13 protein-coding genes are annotated in these 18573 nt (G+C 47.2%); 4 read left to right on the top strand and 9 right to left on the bottom strand.

Annotated elements, in window-relative coordinates:
- The 3 genes from BST81_RS23540 to BST81_RS23550 all read right to left on the bottom strand — a co-directional run.
- The coding region (locus BST81_RS23540; protein WP_075600969.1) for an integrase at positions 1-1091 on the bottom strand (1091 nt) is incomplete at its 3' end.
- A gap of 421 nt (positions 1092-1512) precedes the next feature.
- Positions 1513-2508 carry a ParB/RepB/Spo0J family partition protein gene (locus BST81_RS23545; protein ID WP_075600970.1) on the bottom strand — a complete coding sequence of 332 codons (996 nt, stop codon included), beginning with the start codon at positions 2506-2508 and terminating at the stop codon, positions 1513-1515.
- Positions 2466-3122 (bottom strand): ParA family protein, encoded by a 657-nt coding sequence (locus BST81_RS23550; protein WP_075600971.1) that lies wholly within the window; start codon positions 3120-3122, stop codon positions 2466-2468. The genes BST81_RS23545 and BST81_RS23550 overlap by 43 nt, the downstream gene beginning before the upstream one ends.
- Positions 3123-3714: 592 nt before the next feature.
- Between BST81_RS23550 and BST81_RS23555 the strand changes: the two genes are divergently transcribed.
- Together BST81_RS23555 and BST81_RS27750 are read left to right on the top strand one after the other, a co-directional pair.
- Entirely contained in the window at positions 3715-4779 is a 1065-nt protein-coding gene (locus BST81_RS23555) for a replication initiator protein A (protein WP_075600972.1), read from the top strand.
- A gap of 324 nt (positions 4780-5103) precedes the next feature.
- A complete protein-coding gene (locus BST81_RS27750) occupies positions 5104-5883 on the top strand; it encodes a hypothetical protein (protein WP_143780468.1) in 780 nt (259 codons plus the stop codon).
- On the opposite strand, the gene BST81_RS28595 is transcribed toward BST81_RS27750, so the two are convergent.
- From BST81_RS28595 to BST81_RS23585, 5 genes are all read right to left on the bottom strand, one after another.
- Positions 5873-6493, bottom strand: coding sequence for a hypothetical protein (locus tag BST81_RS28595; protein WP_075600974.1), 621 nt, complete (start codon positions 6491-6493; stop codon positions 5873-5875). The genes BST81_RS27750 and BST81_RS28595 overlap by 11 nt on opposite strands.
- Positions 6494-8145: 1652 nt before the next feature.
- The gene (locus BST81_RS23570; RefSeq protein WP_075600975.1) at positions 8146-8427 is read right to left on the bottom strand and encodes a hypothetical protein; all 282 of its coding nucleotides are present in this window, start codon (positions 8425-8427) and stop codon (positions 8146-8148) included.
- 156 nt (positions 8428-8583) lie between these two features.
- Complete coding sequence (locus BST81_RS23575; RefSeq protein ID WP_075600976.1) at positions 8584-12990, bottom strand: strawberry notch-like NTP hydrolase domain-containing protein; 4407 nt, start codon at positions 12988-12990, stop codon at positions 8584-8586.
- Between the two features lie 332 nt (positions 12991-13322).
- Positions 13323-13946, bottom strand: coding sequence for a DUF6876 family protein (locus tag BST81_RS23580; RefSeq protein WP_075600977.1), 624 nt, complete (start codon positions 13944-13946; stop codon positions 13323-13325).
- A gap of 83 nt (positions 13947-14029) precedes the next feature.
- Entirely contained in the window at positions 14030-14353 is a 324-nt protein-coding gene (locus tag BST81_RS23585; RefSeq protein WP_075600978.1) for a hypothetical protein, read from the bottom strand.
- A 495-nt stretch (positions 14354-14848) separates the two neighbouring features.
- Between BST81_RS23585 and BST81_RS28600 the strand changes: the two genes are divergently transcribed.
- Both BST81_RS28600 and BST81_RS23595 read left to right on the top strand, forming a co-directional pair.
- Positions 14849-15100 (top strand): hypothetical protein, encoded by a 252-nt coding sequence (locus BST81_RS28600; protein WP_075600979.1) that lies wholly within the window; start codon positions 14849-14851, stop codon positions 15098-15100.
- 50 nt (positions 15101-15150) lie between these two features.
- The gene (locus tag BST81_RS23595; protein ID WP_253188459.1) at positions 15151-17355 is read left to right on the top strand and encodes an AAA family ATPase; all 2205 of its coding nucleotides are present in this window, start codon (positions 15151-15153) and stop codon (positions 17353-17355) included.
- A gap of 58 nt (positions 17356-17413) precedes the next feature.
- On the opposite strand, the gene BST81_RS23600 is transcribed toward BST81_RS23595, so the two are convergent.
- Entirely contained in the window at positions 17414-18508 is a 1095-nt protein-coding gene (locus BST81_RS23600; RefSeq protein ID WP_075600981.1) for a protein kinase, read from the bottom strand.
- Positions 18509-18573 lie beyond the last annotated feature (65 nt).

Here is an 18573-nt window from a genome sequence, read left to right on the forward strand (position 1 = left end):
GGGGAGGGGCGATCGCTCCGTTGACACAGAATTTCAAAATGACGTTGGTGAACCTCATCCCCAATCCATCGGTGATAGATAGAATTGTGGACCTGCAGGCTATGCCCCATTTGGGCGGCTGCAAGCTCGGATAGTAGACCAAAACTGATGGAGCGGATCGCCCAGGCATGTCTCAGGTCATAGGGATTGAATGGAATGCCCATCCGATTGAAGGCGACTTGAACCCGATGCCCCAGTTCCCCATTATTTGGCCCTGTGCAGTTGGGAACCAGCATTTCTTTAACACTCCATGCATCAGCCCATTCAGGGTAAATAGGCCAGATGCGACGGGGACCAGTTTTAGACCTGGCTCCAGCTTTTTCAATAATTTCAGCGATCGGGAATCGATCCAGGTTCAAATAGAAAATCTCGTGATTCCGCAACCCATAAACGGCGATCGCAGCATACGCCCATCGCCAGGAACCAGGCGAGAGCCGGTAGTAACATTCAGCAATCAGGTCATCACTGGGCACATCCCTGGGGGAAACCTGCTTGGGAGAGTAAGAGCCAATCAGGGGCTTTAGATCTACCTCAAGCCCAGCAAACTTGGTCAGGGCTGACAAAGCAATCACATACCGTTTCCTAGTGCGGGTATCGGGTTCGGTTTTGGCAATTAGCCCCAGCAGTAGCTCAGCCGTAATGGGCTGATCAGGAAGATGTTTAAAGACATTGTGATAATCAGTCTTCCAGGTCAGTTCTGATTGGGGGGTGCGTTTATTGCGATTGAAATAATCTAATTCAAATCGGGCGATCCATTGGGAGGCAGTTTCAGGATTGGCTGGAGTCTGCTTTAAGTACGGCTCCCAGCTAAATTCTCTACAATCCAGCAGAGCACCTATTTTCCTGGCTTCTGCTTCGGCCAATTTTAGACCAGCCGGGTTTGCTCTGAGACCCAACGATATGCGCTGCTGCTTCGGCTCTCCCTGGATGCCAGGTTTGGGTGGAAGTGTAGCTCGCAAATAGAGGCGATCGCCTAATTGTTGAATGACCACTCCAACACTGGCAGCTTTCAATCGTCCGTTTGCCTGGGAAATTTTTCCAGTCAACTCCATTGGGGAAAATTGGGGGAATCAGGAAAACCTTATCTAGCCTCAATTCGGCTTGCCTAAAAATTGCCTAAAAATTGCGGTTGAATCAGCCTATATTAGCGTGAATTATCGGAATACATACAAATTAACAAAGACTGAAAGCGTTGGTTTTCCTTGCTTTCAGCCCTTATTTAGTCAAATAAAATATGCCAGGAACCAGACTTGAACTGGTGACACGAGGATTTTCAGTCCTCCAAAAAGTCTTGATATACCTGGATTTCAGCTACATAAATAGAAAATTACACCACTTTTACACCATTCACAGATTTCTTAGACTTTTTTAGGCAAATCTTGACATTTTGAGAGACCAGTAACTCAAAGCCTATATAACAAGAACTTATGAATCTGGTCTGCCTCAGATAATGGACAAAACTAGCTTCATTGCTTAGTCTTCTAGAATTTCCTCCAATTCAGCTAGGATATCTTCTAGCCTTTTTCGTCGGTCAGAGTATTGCCACGTTCTAGTCTCTTTTGCTCTGGCAAAAACTTTTTTCAGCCTTTCTTGAAGGGGATCAAACTGAGGTTTCGTATCAATTCTTAACTCTTTGACCCTTATCTTAATATCTTCTACTGACAGTTGCTTTTCTATTGCATCCTTTAATAGTGCCTGCTGTTGCTCTTCCTCCTTTACCCGCCGAATCTCACCAGCATGGCGCACATCAATTTTGCCAGCCCTTACCGCTGCAAGAATTGACTCAGGAGCATTTAGGAGAGGCAGCTCAAAGCGCATAAAGTGGCTGAATCGAATCCCAAGAAGCTCGAATACTCGCTCAACAGTCACCCGAACTTCATTACCCGACATGAGTCGGGTAGCGCTCTTTCTTTTATTACCCGACTCGTGTCGGGTAACTTTCCCCTTGTTCTCATTCTCGATTCGATACAAACCGGACTTGGCTTCAGCAACGGAGCATCCTAATTTGAATGCTAATTCTTGCAACACTGCATCGACCCTATCTACCGCATTTAGATCTTGCCGCTGTACGTTTTCGAGTAATGCTAATTCCCAAGCTTGCTCATCAGTCAGGTTCCGAATAACAACTGGTACTTTTTCAAGGTTAGCTAGCTTTGCGGCTCTATACCGCCGTTCCCCAGCTACAAGGCTATATCGTCCATTAGCGATCGGTCTAACAATCAACGGTTCCAGGATGCCATGTTCTTGAATCGAGACTGCTAATTTCTCTAGCGCTGCCTCATCAAAATATCGTCTAGGTTGTTTTTCTGGTAAGGCGATCGCTGACCAAGGAATCTGCCGTGCCAACTCTTGTTCACCAGCAGTTCCTTCCTGATTGTTAGTTTGAACAACCGAGAGAGACTTTTCTGGCTGGGATTTCAGTCCTTTTAGCCCCTCGAATGCACTCTTTTTACGTTGTACTCCCGCCACTCCATCTCCTGCTTAATCTCTTGTCCTAGCGCTTGATAGCTTAACCATGCTTTCTGAGCGATCGCTCCACCAAAATCTTGTACCAATGCTCCATGATCAGGTGCTTCCTCAAACACAGCTAGCTGTTGAATTTCTGTTTCAAAGACTGGAATCTTCTCTTGGTATAAAAATTCTCGTGCTGTCATTCGCTTCGTATGTTTATCTGTTCGCTTAGGTGGACGCACCATTGTAAGCAACACCTTATACGGAGCTTGTAGCTGCTCTAATGTCCGCACAGTTTGTAATAAAGCGTGCAAGTCCAAAAAAGATGGCCTAGAGGGTAAAACGAGGAGATCGCAGTTTTCTGCCAAAACTTGAATATCTTCTGGCTCAGGATGTGCTTTCGTATCAACAATTACGTAGTCGTACTGTTGCTCTTGTAAGTGAGTCTGAACAATAGAGGAATCAATCGTCTTAAAGGGAAAAGATTCTCTGTTTGCCCAAGTCAATGCTGAATCATTTGGATCTCCATCTACTAGCAAGGTAGAACCCAAAGTTTGAAAATAAGCCGCAAGATGTACTGCTGTTGTGGTTTTTCCAATTCCGCCCTTACGACCTGTAATTGTTATAACCACGACCTCTCCTCACATAAAGCCTGTTTCATTTCCTGTTTTATGGCTGCTTCTCCTTATGAATGCAAGGGATAATTCTGGAAGGACGTAATGCCCATCCGGGAACTTTCGAGCGCCATCTTTATGAATCAGCATAGAGAGGTAGCCAATTTTAGGTGCAAGAAGGGCAAGGGGCAATCTGGTTAGCCTCCAAAATGACGAGCTAACAAACGTGAAATATCTTAATAAAAGGCTGAGAAGTAGTTATTTTGTCATAGGGAACTTTCGAGTTCTTAAAACTTGAATCCGGGAACTTTCAAGGTTAACTCAAAGGTATTACCGGGAACTTTTGAGCGAAATTATATAGGATTTCCGGGAACTTTTGAGTTCTAATCCGGGAACTTTTAAGGTCAGAATCGGGAACTTTCAAGTTTAAAACCGGGAACTTTTGAGTTCCAATTCGGGAACTTTCGAGGCCAAAAAATCAAATAACTCATTGATATCTGTATCGAAGTAGGCTAAAGACTCTTATGACTATTAAGACTATATAAGACTACGTAAGACTAGGATCGTTCGTTCTCTTTTATATTTTTAATTTATGTTTTAAGACCTAACTATGGCTCCAGCGAAACCACCTGTCTCCGTCGCAAAGAGCGTCCCCTTTGAAATTATTCGAGCAGAAACTACTCTCTCCAAATACCCAATTCACAATTTGGTTAAAGGCAAGCCAACAACGATCGATATCCGGACAGTGGATCGACAGGGAAGGAGTATTCGATGGGAGGTCTCTGCCAACCAAAAGTACGGTTTACCTGGTCAGCTTGCTTATAAACTCGATACTCTTGTTATTAACCGTCAAATAGAAGAATCTGGACAACCTATTCCAGAGATCATTTCACTCGGAAGTCTACGTCAAATCTGTCAAGCTCTAGGCTTAACCGACTCTGGTAAAAACAAGAAGAACATTACCCATGCACTCCAGCAGAATGCTTTGACTGGTATTACTGCCTGGTTACGGTACAAAGGTAAGGACAAGGTTGAACACGAATTGAAAGCCACTTTTACTCGCTACAACGTTATCTTTACAGGTCAACAAATGCCTAATGGGCACAGTGCAGACGGTGTTTATCTCATCCTAAGCCAGACATATCGGGAAGTTCTTGCTCAATCTCCTACACGCCCCTTGGACTATGAGTACCTCAAAGCATTGACTCCGACTGCTCAACGGTTCTACGAGATCATCAGCTATCAGATCTTTGCAGCCTTGAAATACAACCACTCTCATGCTCGTCTACGATATTCAGACTACTGCCTTTACTCAGCTCAGACTCGGTATGAGGATTTGAGTGCCGCTAGAAAGCAGATGTACAAGGTGCATCAACCTCATTTGAAGTCTGGCTATCTTGCACAAGTTGAGTTTGAGGGAGGTTTTGACCAGGAGGGGAAACCAGATTGGATAATGTCTTATCAACCAGGACCTAAAGCTAGAGCCGAGTATGAGATTTTTACCCGTAAACGGAAGTCCAGAAATGAATTCTATAGCCAACCCGTTATTGATTCTTCTACGTTAGAGGCTGAGTTAATGGATGAGGAAGTTCCTGAGGAAGAGAACCTTTTCCAGCAAAGCCTTGCCTGGGATTTAGTGAATGACGTACTCAATAAAATGCGTCGAGTGCCTTAAACATCTATTCTGAACCGTTCTAAAGCTTGTGGTAGCGATTTCTGATCTGCTCTTGGCAAAAACCATAGGCCATCCCAACTCTCCTACAGGGGCGTTCTCCAAGCCTCTGTAGCAATTGCCTTAAGACACAAGCAATTCTGGCTAAGAGATGTTCATGCTCTACAACGTCTTCGGCTCACTCTGAAAAATGTTCCACAGTCATTTCAGAGTGATTTTACTCTGGACTGTTTTTGAAAAAAGATGAATTATTACAGTTGTCTGGCTAGATATCGATAGTCGCATACTCGTGGAACATTAGAAAACTTTTTCCCATTGGGGGATTGTGTGGAGGATCGTGAATTTCTGAAACGACAAGTTCTCAATCTTCGTCTTGCAGGAGTTACCACTCCAGAGATCTGTAGAAACCTCAGTTTAGATCTTGATACTGTTCTTGCGTGGCTCATTAACGAACAACTTGTTCATACAGTAGCCCTCTTAGATCCTGAAGAACCCGTAAGGGGTAGCCACAAAAAATATAATTGGGTTCATCTGAGTACGATCATGTCACGACTGAGTGAGCCAGCATCCCGTTATGGTTACTCTGGAGATCTTTGGACACCGTGCCGTTTGATCTCTCAGTTCAATTTGCCACGAGGTACTGTTTACCGATGGATTGAGAAGACAGACCTCACATTTACCAATCGGCTCCGTTCTCAGTTTTTGAATAAGGGGCAGTATCAGCGGTGGATCACTACTATCCTTCCTAAGATCGCTGCGTTGGTGGAGCGTCGTAAAGCCTTGCTGTATTTGCTTGATGAATTGAGACCAGAGGATTGCCCGAATACACACATAATTTGGGAATCGGCGCAAGATTGCGAAGAGTCAGAGGCAGGAGACCCTACTTTTATTTATGGTATTAGCTCTACAGGACGTATTGCCGGACAACTGCATTGGTGTCGTAAGCGGGTAGCCTCTGGGCAGGTACTCCAAATTTTACAGGGATTTCTCAGTATCCACCCTCAACGGGAGATTGTCATTTTAGCTCGAATGAAAAGTACGTATCGAACTCGGTCTATCCAGGATTTTTTGGAACAGCAGCCAAACTTACGGCTTGTTACCTTTTAACCAGAGCGGCATTGTAGTTGCCGCGAAGTAAATGGCGTTTGGCTTCCATCGGGTTAAAAGTAATGGGTTGTAGTCCGGCTACCTTACGGCGTTGATTCACGTAGTGAAGTAAGTGCTGTTTCTGCCGAACAACGCCAGGAAAGTTGTAGTAGGGGAGGGAGGCGATCGCCTCTTCAATGACTGATTGAGGTTGAAATATTAAATCTTCCATGTGCCGCTCAATCCTTCTCCAAACCCTGCTCGTGACTTGTACTGAAACTGTAGATCCCTTGAAACCAATTGAGTAGCTCTGGAAATGAAGGGGAGTATCTTTCATGTCATAGCTATGCAATCGGGCAAATGCTTCATGAGTGCCCTCAGTGGCAAGTAATACAAAGGAATGCCTAAACCGTAAGTACTGTACCCGTGCCTTACCTTGCCGTTTCATCCGCATCCGAGCCGTTCGGCAAGAGGTAACGTGGTAGGCAGCTCGAATTTTTTGGTCGATCGCGGCTGGGTCTTTGTTCAGAGGTATGTCTCTTAACACATACCGGGTATATCCAAATCTGGCGTAGTCGATCGCAATTCGACGTAAGAAGTCACCCAGTGATTGGGCTTCCCATTGTGCCATAACCCTCCATCCAGAAATAGCGACTGGTTGATAGGCTCAACCAGCCAAAAGCCATAACAGCAAGCTACCCAGTCGCAGACAGCCGTCTGCGAGCATACGGGCAGCGGTAGCAGTCCAGTTGCCGCCGACCACTTTCCAATAAGCTGCAACTTTAGTTGTCGTTTCAGTCAGTTATGAACCTTGAAGAAACGATGTCTTATTGGTGTCAGCAAGAACGCTGCGATCGATAAATGCTGTCTTTTGGATTGTTAGTGAACTGTCTTTTGAGTTTGTCTCGTCATCCGAACTCCGTTTCGTAGAGTACCTGTGACGGCTGTGGTGGTTTACGAATGCCCCCTGTTTCAGGGACACTCGTAAACCCACGACAAAACGTCAGACTACGTGATCAATGTGAGTTCCGTCAGTGCTTTCGTTGTTGGTTATCTATATCGGTTACCAGCCGATACCCAAATGTTCATTGGACTGCCCAGCCCGCTGTACACGGCTTCAAAAAAGCCCTTCTACTTGCACCACGCTCCCAGACTCCTGCGTTTGACACCTGGTCTGTACTTGACCAGGCACCGGCTTACCACGTCCGGCAGCGAGAGTCCTTCCCCGATTAGTCATAACAGTTGGCAGAGAAAGTCTTGTCACTAGTTGATTACTATCAACAGAACATACATACCGAGGGGTATCCCCTTTTCATTTCAGATTTCAGGAAGCAGAAAGCAGAAGCTCTTCCTTACTGATATGCAGTCTCTTCGTCGTTGGGCACAACTCTTTCTCTCCTCACCAGCAAGCGGTTTCCCGCCTTTCATCGTTGAGCTTTTCATGTTGGTCTTATTGAGACCATACCCGGAGATGTCATACTCCGGTCGCCACAGTCACCCGTGTACGAACTCCCGACGCTGGCAGAGGTTACACGCCATAGAACTTCCGTAGGCTATGTCCCCTCTGATGGATTTTCACCATTTCTGTTATGACGGCCTTCTTTCTGAAATTAGAAAAAAGGTCTGTCTCGGTCGCCCCCTTTCATAAATGAGCGTTCACTTTATGGAATAGAAGCACGGGATTACTCTTTAACGGTCATCTCTCTTCGAGATGTCTTGTATAAAGTATTACTCCGTACAGCCTTCCTCGTGCTGGGCGAGCGATTCTCATCGCACCCAGCGCTACGGATAACAGCACAATGCTTTCGGGGTAAATCGAAAGCAGCCCCTTAGCCAGAATGGTAAGCTCTGGTTTACCGGGGTGTGCCGTCACACGATCAAGTAGCTGTTCCGGTTGCCATGTTGGGCGATTCAGGAACACAGCCATTAAGATTGGAAGATAGCGAAAAGAAATAGTAAATTAAAGCAAATTCTCAGTGCAGTAATTGGTGAGTAATAGGCAAAGAAAATTGTTTGGTGCGATCGCACCAACAGTGAAAAGAAAAGCAGGGACAAACCCGCAAGAAAGAAAGACAGCTCACGGGTATAAGTATGTCCCCGCGAACCTTTAAGTAACAACCAAAGGAAACGTATCAACATCATCAAAAGCACACAAGAGAATCACAAAATGACTCCATAAAAAATGAGCTTTCAACCTATAGGTGAAAAGCTCATTGTTAAGGTTATTAATAATACAAGGAGAGCAAGCCCCACTCAGGGGCTGATGTTCTGTTAATAATGAAATCAACAAGGCTGAATCACATAGGCATCTTCAAACCAAATTGCTCGAAAGCGATCGCCTGCAATCTGCCCAAGTGACGCATGGATCTGAACCTGTCTTTGGGTTACCCAGTCCTGAAGCTGTTGGTCATCGCCCATCATGAGTTTTGTAGCAACTTCAGCGAGAGCTACGGTTGGACTGGTTACCACTATCCAGAATTGCTTTTCTCCATCATAGGGTTGCAAGGATTCACGAGGCACTATATCTATTTGCCCCTCAAAGTAAGTTGTATTAATTTTGTTCATAATTGATCTCTCATAAAAGCCAGAGCACCCAACGAGGTACTCTGGGTTGTTTGTTAAGAGTGTTCAGTTCATCTCAGTGCCGTTTCGGTCATATGAGGCAAACGGGAAAAGGCTAAGGGAGGTCGTTAACCTAAACCCTTAACCTTCTAAAATGAGCTAGCGCAAGAGCGTCAGCACTTTTTCGATCACCTCTGTTCCCATTCTTTCGTTAGACGGAATAAACACCCTGCGTCGCCATGAGATGATCTCTGTGAAACACCCTGCTGCTTTGAGCTGATCGCAGAGTGCATCAGAGACCGTTCCTGTTAACTCCAGGCGAAGTTCACTCATCACCGTTGATGACCGCAGTGACAGCCCTCCAGGAAGAGGAAAGCTTTGCCGTTGGGACATCACAACGTGGAAGATTTCAGAAGCAGAGAGATCGACTTGATGTAGCCCTAACGAAGCTGCAATGTGCTGCATCTTCTCTGGCTCAATCACTCGTCCAAGGAGTTGTTCTCCTGTATCTGTTTGGAGACGAAATACCCGTAGGTTCTCCGAATCCAAGGAATTCCAGATCGGCAGGAGCAATCCGCAGATGAGGAAGAACCGCTTTGTTGAGAAAGTAGGGGCTTCTGCCACCTCCTTTTCCCAGAAATGTTGCCATTCTTCCTGAGGAACCGATTGCCACGAGCTATGGGTTAGCTCTGCTTGGGTGATCTTGCTTCTTCCAGTTGGTCGCACCAATGCCATCCGTGGGACGACTGCTCCAGCTTCATCAACAGTTGATGAGGTAGGAATAGCCACCGCTGCACGGACTGACCGGGTGTTGAAAACCAAACGCCCTTGATGCTCCATGAAGAGCTGCAATGCTGCTGACGCAGACAGAACCTCTGTTGTCTGAGTTTCTTCAACCTCGACACAGATGGTCTCTGCACCGGATGCGTGGGTATAGACCACGTTACGGTTTAAGACCTCGAACTTCTCAGCTCTGAGGGTTTCTACCCCAAGCTCAAATGTTCCAGATGAGATCGCGGCCTCAATCCTGGTTTCAAGCAACAGCTCAAACACCTCGAACAAGTCATTCTGAAGCTGAATGGGTAGTGCCAGTAGCCGATTGAGAAACTGCTGAATGTTTGGCAGATTCTCCCTCAATTGGCCTTCATCAGTCTTCAGGGCTAGCCCGGTTGAGGCTTCAAAGTGAGCCAATGAACAGCACTTCACCTGCCCCGAATAAAGGAGCGTAAAGAGGTGATGGAGGGCTGCTGCTGCATAGATCGATTCCAAGTTATCCTTCGGATCAAAGAGTCCTTGACCTCCGGTTTGTCGTTGACCTCGTGTGAGTGCCCCTAGTGCATCAAGCCGTCGAGCAATGGTTGAGATAAACCGCCGCTCTCCGCGCACATCCGTAACAACAGGTCGAAAGATGGGAGCGATCGCCTGGTTCGTCCGGTGACTCCGGCCTAACCCTTGAATCGCGTTATCTGCTCTCCAACCTGCTTCCAGCAAGTAATGCACCCGTCGCCTTGTATTGCGGCAGTTCAGATCCGCATGATACGAACGTCCTGTGCCACCCGCATCGCTGAAGATGAGCACCTGTTTTTCGTCACCCATGAAAGCGAGGGCTTCATCCAAGTTGGCTGAGCCTGGGCGATTACTCACAAAGAGCCGTCCAGTTTCTCGCTCACAAAGAATGCGTTGCGATCGCCCTGTCACTTCTGCCACACGATCATGACCAAAGTGATGAATCAACTGATCCAATGCTCCTGGTAAAGGAGGCAGGCTTGCTAAGCGTTCAATGAGTGCATCTCGCTGGGCTACCGCCTCACGAGACAAAACTGGATTCCCGTCAGCATCAACAACCGGACGAGACAAGACCTGTCCTTCCTCCGTGGTGTACTCCTCATAGAGATGCACCGGAAAGGCATGAACCAGATAGCTCATGACATTTTCGCGGGGAGTGATGTCGATGTTCAGATCGTTCCATTCCTCTGTCGGTATCTCTGCTAAACGTCGCTTCATCAGCTCTTCGTTCGTGGAGACAACCTGGATGACCACTGCCATACCTGCTTCCAGATCCGATTCAATTGCTCGAATCAGGATGGGGCATTTGATCGACGTGATCAAATGGTTGAAAAACCTTTGCTTGTGGGATTCAAACGCAGATTTCGCAGCCATCTTTGCAGCTCGATTGCGCGTGCTACCATCACGACCGACAATGTTGCAGATTTGCAGGGCTTGCTCCAGGTGATTGTGGATGACGATAAACGCATCCGCGTAGGCATCGTAGATGGCAATCTGCTCAGCCGTCAGCGGAACGTCTAAAGCTTCATACTCCACCCCTTCAAAGCTGATGTTACGGGCAAAGTAAAGCCCTAAGGCTTTCAGATCCCGACAAACCACTTCCATTGCAGCAACACCACCAGACTCGATCGCGGAGATAAACTCTGATCGGCTCGCAAAGGGAAAATCCCCTGTTTGCCAGAGTCCTAACCGTGACGCATAGGCTAGATTGCTCACTTTCGTTGCACCCGTGGCAGAGACATAAAGTACCCGTGCCCCTGGCAGTGCATGTTGTAAACGCAGACCCGCTAATCCTTGCTGAGAAGCTTGCTTGAGTCCACGACTCCCTAACTCTGCGATCGCATTACCCATCGCGTGAGCCTCGTCAAAAGCGATCACCCCCTCAAAATCAGACCCAAGCCAATCAATGAGTTGCTCTAGCCGTGACTTTTTACCCTGCCGACTGGTGCCGCGCAGCGTAGCATAGGTTGTGAACAGAATGCCTTGAGCGAGAGAAATGTCGGTTCCTAAATTGAACTGTGACAGCGAGTAAACCTGGGCTTCATCACCTCCTAAAGCAGACCAATCCCGCCGAGCGTCTTCGATCAGTTTGTCTGACTTTGACACCCATAGTGCTTTGGTTCGCCCCTGCATCCAGTTGTCCAAAATAACACCAGCAACCTGGCGCCCTTTGCCTGACCCTGTACCGTCTCCCAGAAACCATCCTCTGCGAAATCGCACTGCATCGGGATCGTCGCTGCTACAAACTTCAACCGAGTCAAACGATTGATCAACCTTGTAGGCTCCACTCAAAAACTGCGTATGAGCCTCACCCGCGTAGACTACACTTTCCAGTTGCGCCTCTGATAACAGCCCCTCAATTACCTGTTTAGGTAGCCGAGGACGGTAGGTTGGTGCAGGTGGACGCACTGATGCCAGAGCAACGGACTCACACAACGTCGTTGGATGAGGTTTTGCCCCTTGAATCGCAATGCGTTGAGGATGATAAACCTCATAGAGCGTCGCTTCCAGGGACTTCTTCTCAGTCACCTCAATGAGGTTGTACTGGAGTTCAGTGACCTCATCCCAGATTGAGATAGGGGTTGCCGCAGGGGACTCCGATAGTGGTGGTTCCGGCTCAGGCAATACTTCCGTAACCGACGCAGACTCCTCAATTGGGCGAGTGCTTCGTTTCAGACAGATGTCGAGTTCTGGGACAGAAATCACCTCTGGGGCAGAGACCTCATTCACTGGCTGAACTTCACTTCGTGGGGGAAGCGACTTCAGCAAGTAAGCAACCTTAGCTATCTCTAGCGATCGCACTTTGGTTGGCTGCTGATTCACGGGCAGAATTATCCATTCCGTGCCGATGTCCAGGGTGATAGGTTCTCCCTCAGGTGCTTGCTTATCAATGATCGTCAATCGAGTTTCGATCGAAGTGCCATGTTTGGCATAGACCTCACCCGACAGCACGACTGTTGCTCGCACACACACCTGATCTTCCAGTCCAGCAAAAGCTGATTGCCAGAATGAGGAGGTAGGAGAGAACCAATGTCCGGTAATCAGTACCATACGTCCCCCTGGCGTGAGTCGAAGGAACGCTGAGCGCACATGTTTCCCTGTAGCCTGAGGATTCCGCCTGTCCTGTTTCGGGGAAGCCGAAAAGGGAGGGTTCATCAGTACAACCGACGGGCGGATTGTCTCAGGTAGAAAGTCATGAATCTGTTCCGCATTAAACGGGTAGATTGGACTTTTAGGAAACAAGAGCTTAAGAAGCTGTCGTCTGCGATCGCTTAATTCATTGAGAACGACTTCAGCTCCCCGTAATGAGCAGAACCGAGCCAGAATGCCAGTCCCGGCTGATGGTTCTAACACGAGGTCTTCTGCACGAATTCGCGCACAGTGCGAGGCAACATATGCTAATTGCAGCGGTGTTGAAAACTGCTGCATTGCGATCGCCTCTTCACTGCGACGAGTATGGGTGAGACCTAAACTCTCCAGACGAGCAAACTGCTGAAGTACAGTCATAGCTGGGAGATTCCTCAGGTGCTCAATGTAATACGGCAACATGAACACCAGCGAAACTTCCTGGGCTTCGTAAGCATCCTTCCATTGCCATTTCCCTTCCGCATCTGAACCGCCAAACTCCTTTTGCATCAGAAGTTTGGCTTGGGTGTTTGGTAGTTTTTGATGTTTCCAGAAGATACGCGCCATCTGCCGCGCAACCTCTAGGACTTTAACCTCATAAGCGACTTCAACAGGTTCGATATCTGCGAGAGTCAACTGCGTTACATCTTCCATAACCGTTTCCTCTGTGTAGGACGAAAGGCTGGAGAACCTGAGGATCCCTTGCCTTTTCCTGTTCGCCTCTACCCATGACCTGGTTGTGGAGATGTCAGTATTAACTTGATCACAGTCTTGAGTTATGTCATTTTTCATATCGATTTCCATAAAAATGGGGATTTAACCAATTGGTTAAATCCCCGCATGTTGATGAGTTGCTGAACTGGTACTTCAGCAACTCGATTTCTTGGCTGCATCGTTAGCTACGGTGCAGCACCTCATTGTTTGTGGATCTGGCAGACCTCTTTTCTGGCTACCAGAGTGCTAGGTGCGCTAAGGATGATAATTCCTTAGATCTCTACAGGTAAGAGTGCAATGTGGGCTGTTGCTTCTGGTGTTTCTGCGAAACAGGTTGATTGCACCCATATTTCTAGGAAGTCATGAGGGCAGTTAGTAAAGCCCATGCTTTCCTCATAAATGACTCTGTTGTTTTCATACTCACAAGTAAGAACGAACGGATTACCAGAGCTTCCTTGCAGTCGCCATACTTGAGGCTCGTTCCGTTGCGGATGATACTTGACGGTTGGGTAGTTTTGGAGCACAGCGATCTTCTCAAATAACCATTGAAGACCTCCATGATCAGCTACCGCTTTTGTTCCGTCGGAGAGTAGGAAATGAGGGAAGAGAAGTGAAAACCGATGATACCGTGTTATCCATCCAAAATGGCATAGATCACTCAAGAGCCATCCACGCCTCATGTGCTCTAGGAAATCATCAAAGCTTAATGACATAAGCACCTTGATGGCTTTCCCAATATAGTTCTGGCGCTCTCTTGGATTTAACCATGCATACTCGGCTCTATCTTCATGAAGGCAGATTTGAAGGTTTTGGATAGCTTCCAAGACTTCGGAACTGAGGGGTTTTCTTTTATAATGCTTATCTTCTTGAGCAAGGATTTGAGTTGTGTTATTCATATTTTTATTCCAATGAAAAGGGGGATTCAACCAATTGGCTGAATCCCTAGTTTTTGGGGTTACTGAAGGATCAGTTCAGAAACCTACTCAAGAGCTGCACCGTTGACGTGCTTAGTAACGTGCTTCGGTGTGGCTTTTGTTTTTTGGCGTAGCTGCCTAGCACTGAACCGTTCAGAGATAACTCGTTCGAGTTTCTCGACCTGACCCGTGAGATCGGTCAGGGAGCTAGAGCTAGGCAATTTCTCCATGTGAGTTGCAATGACATTGAGGGTCTCATGCACTGCTTGCAGCTTCTTTCCTGGACGCAACCGCTCTAACCAGTCCGCTGCTCCATTCACTATGGAAGGGAAGTACACACCGATAGCGAAGCTACATACAGGCAATAGTCGTTCGTAGATGTTTTCCATCTTTTCTCCTTATTTTTTACGTTAATGTTTTCCAAAAACACATTCCAGTTTTGGAGTGTGTTCTTGTTGCCAGAATATGGCGCGACGAATTTCGCGATATATTCCGGTTGCTTTAGTTAGCAATTTGGTAGAGGCATACTTCTGCACAAGAATTCAGTGCTTTTTCTAGGAAAAGGTTTCGGCACGTTTCTTGTGATTTTTTGCGGAAAAACAGTACTGCTTTTTATCAGAGAACTGTTTAGGGATGACGAGGAGATGCTGCGTACTTTAGAGGATTTCCACAGACTATCTCGGAAATAATTCCTGGCAATATTTCCGCTAATAAATACCAGAAAAAAGAGCGAGAAACGTTCCGTTTCCTTATCCCGGTAATGCTTGACGGGAAACGTTTCGAGAGATGATTTCCTAAGGGGAAATCAGAAGAAAAAGCATTACACTAACGGTTTTATCTTAGCAGATACAATAGAATTTGAGTTGTTGAAAAAGGATTGATTTATGCTTGCAATTGCGAGAGTTAAATCTCCCCGCTACTACATTGATACAGCACAAAAACAGGATGAGTTTGATCCGACGACGAAGGGCGAGCCACCAGGTCGATGGCTTGAGACAGCAGGTGCCGTTTTTCTTGGGCTTGCTGGTCGAGTTAAACGTTCTGACTTCCTTAGTCTGACTCAAGACTTCTCGATAGGTGAGAAGACACTCATTCATCCTGCTAAGGAAATACGACGAGTACCAGGCTGGGACTGACCTTTTCTGCCCCCAAAAGTGTAAGCCTGCTCTGGATGGTGGCAGACGTAGTGACAAGACTAATCATTGAGCAGGCCCATGCTCAGGCGATTGCAAAAGCGATTGCGTATCTTGAGCAGGAAGCATTTGGCGGCGACAAAAGCCTCATTATTGCCTCTTTTCAGCAGGGGAGTAGCCGGGAAGGGACAAATTCCATTCCTGATCCGCTGTTGCATACCCATGCGATCGCCTTACCGATGGTTTATGAAAAAGCCAGTGGGAGGATCGAAAGCCTATACCCTTATGCCAAAGCACTTTACCGTCACAAGATGGCAGCGGGAGCCGTGTACCGGGCAGAGTTTGCAGCACAATTGCAACAGAGCTTAGGGATTTCTCTCCAACGTGAGAAGAGCTGGTTTGAGCTAAAAGGCTTCTCCCGTGAAGAAGGAGTCTATCAGGAACTGATGAATCATTTCTCCTCACGTCGTCGTCAGATTGAGGCAGCAAATCCGCAGGATGCGATCGAAGCCCAGAAAATTGCCTATGCAACCAGGCAACGAAAGGAAATAGCTATTGCTCGAAGTGAACTATTTGCTCAGTGGCAAGAGACCAGTGAGCAGTATGGATTTGGTCAGAAACAGGCACTTAAACTTCTCCATGCTCCACGAGAACGAACAACAGTCCGGCAGAAGTGGCAGGAGTGGCGAACACTGAGGGAAGCTGCAACCGCCGTTGTGCGTCATCAGAGCCACTTTACCCGACGCGATATAGTGCGGGCTATTGCTGAAGCGGCTCAAACCAGAGGATTGAATAGCTACGATGTGCTGAGACTCACCGATAAGTATCTTGCCTCTCGACAAGTAGTGGCGTTGGGTCTGATTGATCGGGATGAACGGTGGGCTAACAAACGGCTCTATAACTTGGAAAAGCAGATGCTTGCTCAGGTGCGAAAGTTGGAGCGAGATACTACGTTTCGGGTTTCGACTCGTTATGTGCGATCGACAGCAGAAAATCATCGTCTAACCCATGAGCAGACGCAGGCACTTGACGCGATTACGGCTAGAGGGCGAATTAAGGTGCTTTGTGGGCTTTCTGGAACAGGAAAAACTCATACCTTGGCTGCTGCCTATCAAATCTGGAAAAGCCAGGGGTATGAAGTGGTAGGAGTTTCCTTATCAGGTAGACAAGCCCAGCGGCTTACAGAGCAAACTGGTATCGGACAGCAGAGTTTTCTTTCCAAGGTTTTTGTGGGGGAGAAACAGCAAAGTGTGACGCTCTCGAAGTTGTTGTGGGATATCGAGAGGGCAGCAGAGAGTCAGCGCCGCTACGGTAGCCGTTCCGTTGTTGAGTCGCCTCTGTCTACAAAGACCGTGGTAGTCGTCGATAATGCTCAAGCGATCGGTGTTTCTCATATGAAGCAGTTAGTTGATGAGACACAAAGGGCAGGTGCCAAGCTGGTGCTTTCTGGAGACTTACAGCAACCCCAGGCGTATGAGCATAGCGGGGCACTAAAGGCGATCGCCCAGAACGTAGGGACCGTAGAACTTAAAAGGATTCACCGCCAGGAAGAGCCGTGGGCACAACAGGTGGTGCAGAAAGTAGGGGAAGGTCAGGCGAAAACAGCACTGGAGTTATTGGCTGACCGAGGGCTGCTCTCCATCGCTGAGACTAAAGAGGCTGCAATGTTGGCTGTGATTACTGCATGGTCAGAGCGGGGGATGAAGCGACCTCACGACCACCTCATCATTGCTGAGACTCAGGAGGATGTTCAGACTCTTAACCGTTTGGCTCAAGCCAGGTTAGTTGAGGCAGGGTATCTCGGAAACTCTGCCGTGCGGGTGGGTGCGGAACATATCCGGCGAGGAGAGCGGATTAGGTTCCAGGAAACATCCCGCACCTATGGCGTGATGAAGAACGGTATGGGAACCGTGAACCATATTGACCCGATTACTAAGGTTGCGCTGGTGCGACTAGATACCGGAAAAATGAAAGCGATTAATGTACGGCATTATTCCGGGATTGAGCTAGGGTATGCCGTAACGACGACTGATGCCAGGAATATGGAGGTGAGACATTCCTATATCCTTACCCAGGGCAAAGGACGGGATGCAGCCCTGGTACAGGTATCGCGAGCAAAGTCTGAGACGAGAGTGTTTACCTATTCTCTGGATAAAGAGGTGGAAGCATCCCTGAAGCTTGCACGGCAAATGAGCTGGGAAAAAGCAAATGAACTGGCAATTAAGCTTGAAGAACGAAGGCTGGAGCAAGAGAGGTAGCACCCCCGATTTCATATCTGATTATCTGTAATAATCAAAACTTAATCTGACGCTTCGATTACTCCTCATCCTCTAACCTTCTTGGTCGTATCATATGACGAAGCTCATCCACGTCATCAAGGAGGTCACGTTCTCGTTGATAACGCTTTTCAGGATCGATAGCTACGCAACGTTTAACTATTCTGTCTATCAGGTGCCACGCATTAACTGGAAGTCGGTTCTTGTCAATGTTAAGAATGCTGGCTGCATGACTTGGAGGTTGGAACCTTTTCTCCATACCTTCGATGTCTTTTTCGGTTAAGTTATCGAAGTATCCCCCATATCCTCCATAAGGATACGTGAGCGTTAAAAGTTCGTACCAAATGACACCAAAACTAAACTGATCACTGCGATCATCAGCAAAGCCTTGTTCGGACTTTCTCGATAGTAGTTCTGGTGCTCGGTACTTGGGATGAGTCCCATCTCCAGGATCTCGATTCATAGTGTGTTCTACAAGCCACGCACTTCCAAAATCGATCATCACGAGTCGGTTGGGGTTACGTTGAAGAATCAGATTGCTTGGATCAAGATCACCATGAACTATATTTAGTCGATGAAGTTGTCGTAGTCCATGGGCAAGACTGATCATTAACAGACAAACTTCATAGGCAGTCGGTCGAGGTTCACATTTTATCCCTGTTTCACGCTTCTCAGCGCATATCAGCTTTCTCTGAATACATTTATTTCCCTCACGTTCACAGCGATGGCCGTTTTGGACACGTTTTAAATAGCGTCCTAAGTCTTCACCGTCAGTCCATGAGGTAACGAGGTAAACTCGTTCATTGCCTATCCGGTAGTAGCTATAAATAACGGGAAGCCTGCCATCGTTTCCCGACAAGCGTTTCAGTTTCTCAATGAGTCCTGGCGGTCGATTCCTGTTTCTGGTATCTAGGTTTTTGCCATCAATACCTAAGATGCACCACATCTCGCCTCTGTTTTTACTCCATCGATCGAACGCCATATACTGTTCACGTTTCCTTGAAAGGTCTTTAACGATGTAATAGGTCTTCTTCCCAAGAGTTAGAGTATGGGTGACGTCATAGCTTTTTCCGTGCCAGCGGACTTCTTCTGGCTCATCAAGTTTTTTAAGATATTTCCTACCCCATTCATTCACAGTACATATCTCCCCGTGTAATTGCTGTATCGGGACATGGATCTAAAGAATTGTGCGTGGAGGAA

Origin of the sequence: Leptolyngbya sp. 'hensonii', from assembly GCF_001939115.1 — a bacterium.
In the GTDB taxonomy this organism is placed as follows: domain Bacteria; phylum Cyanobacteriota; class Cyanobacteriia.

Coding starts and splice junctions, on each gene's coding strand:
- BST81_RS23555 (WP_075600972.1), top strand. CDS start 3,715: ATGGCTCCAGCGAAACCACCTGTCTCCGTCGCAAAGAGCGTCCCCTTT.
- BST81_RS23585 (WP_075600978.1), bottom strand. CDS start 14,353: ATGGAAAACATCTACGAACGACTATTGCCTGTATGTAGCTTCGCTATC.
- BST81_RS28595 (WP_075600974.1), bottom strand. CDS start 6,493: ATGGCACAATGGGAAGCCCAATCACTGGGTGACTTCTTACGTCGAATT.
- BST81_RS28600 (WP_075600979.1), top strand. CDS start 14,849: ATGCTTGCAATTGCGAGAGTTAAATCTCCCCGCTACTACATTGATACA.
- BST81_RS23570 (WP_075600975.1), bottom strand. CDS start 8,427: ATGAACAAAATTAATACAACTTACTTTGAGGGGCAAATAGATATAGTG.
- BST81_RS23575 (WP_075600976.1), bottom strand. CDS start 12,990: ATGGAAGATGTAACGCAGTTGACTCTCGCAGATATCGAACCTGTTGAA.
- BST81_RS23580 (WP_075600977.1), bottom strand. CDS start 13,946: ATGAATAACACAACTCAAATCCTTGCTCAAGAAGATAAGCATTATAAA.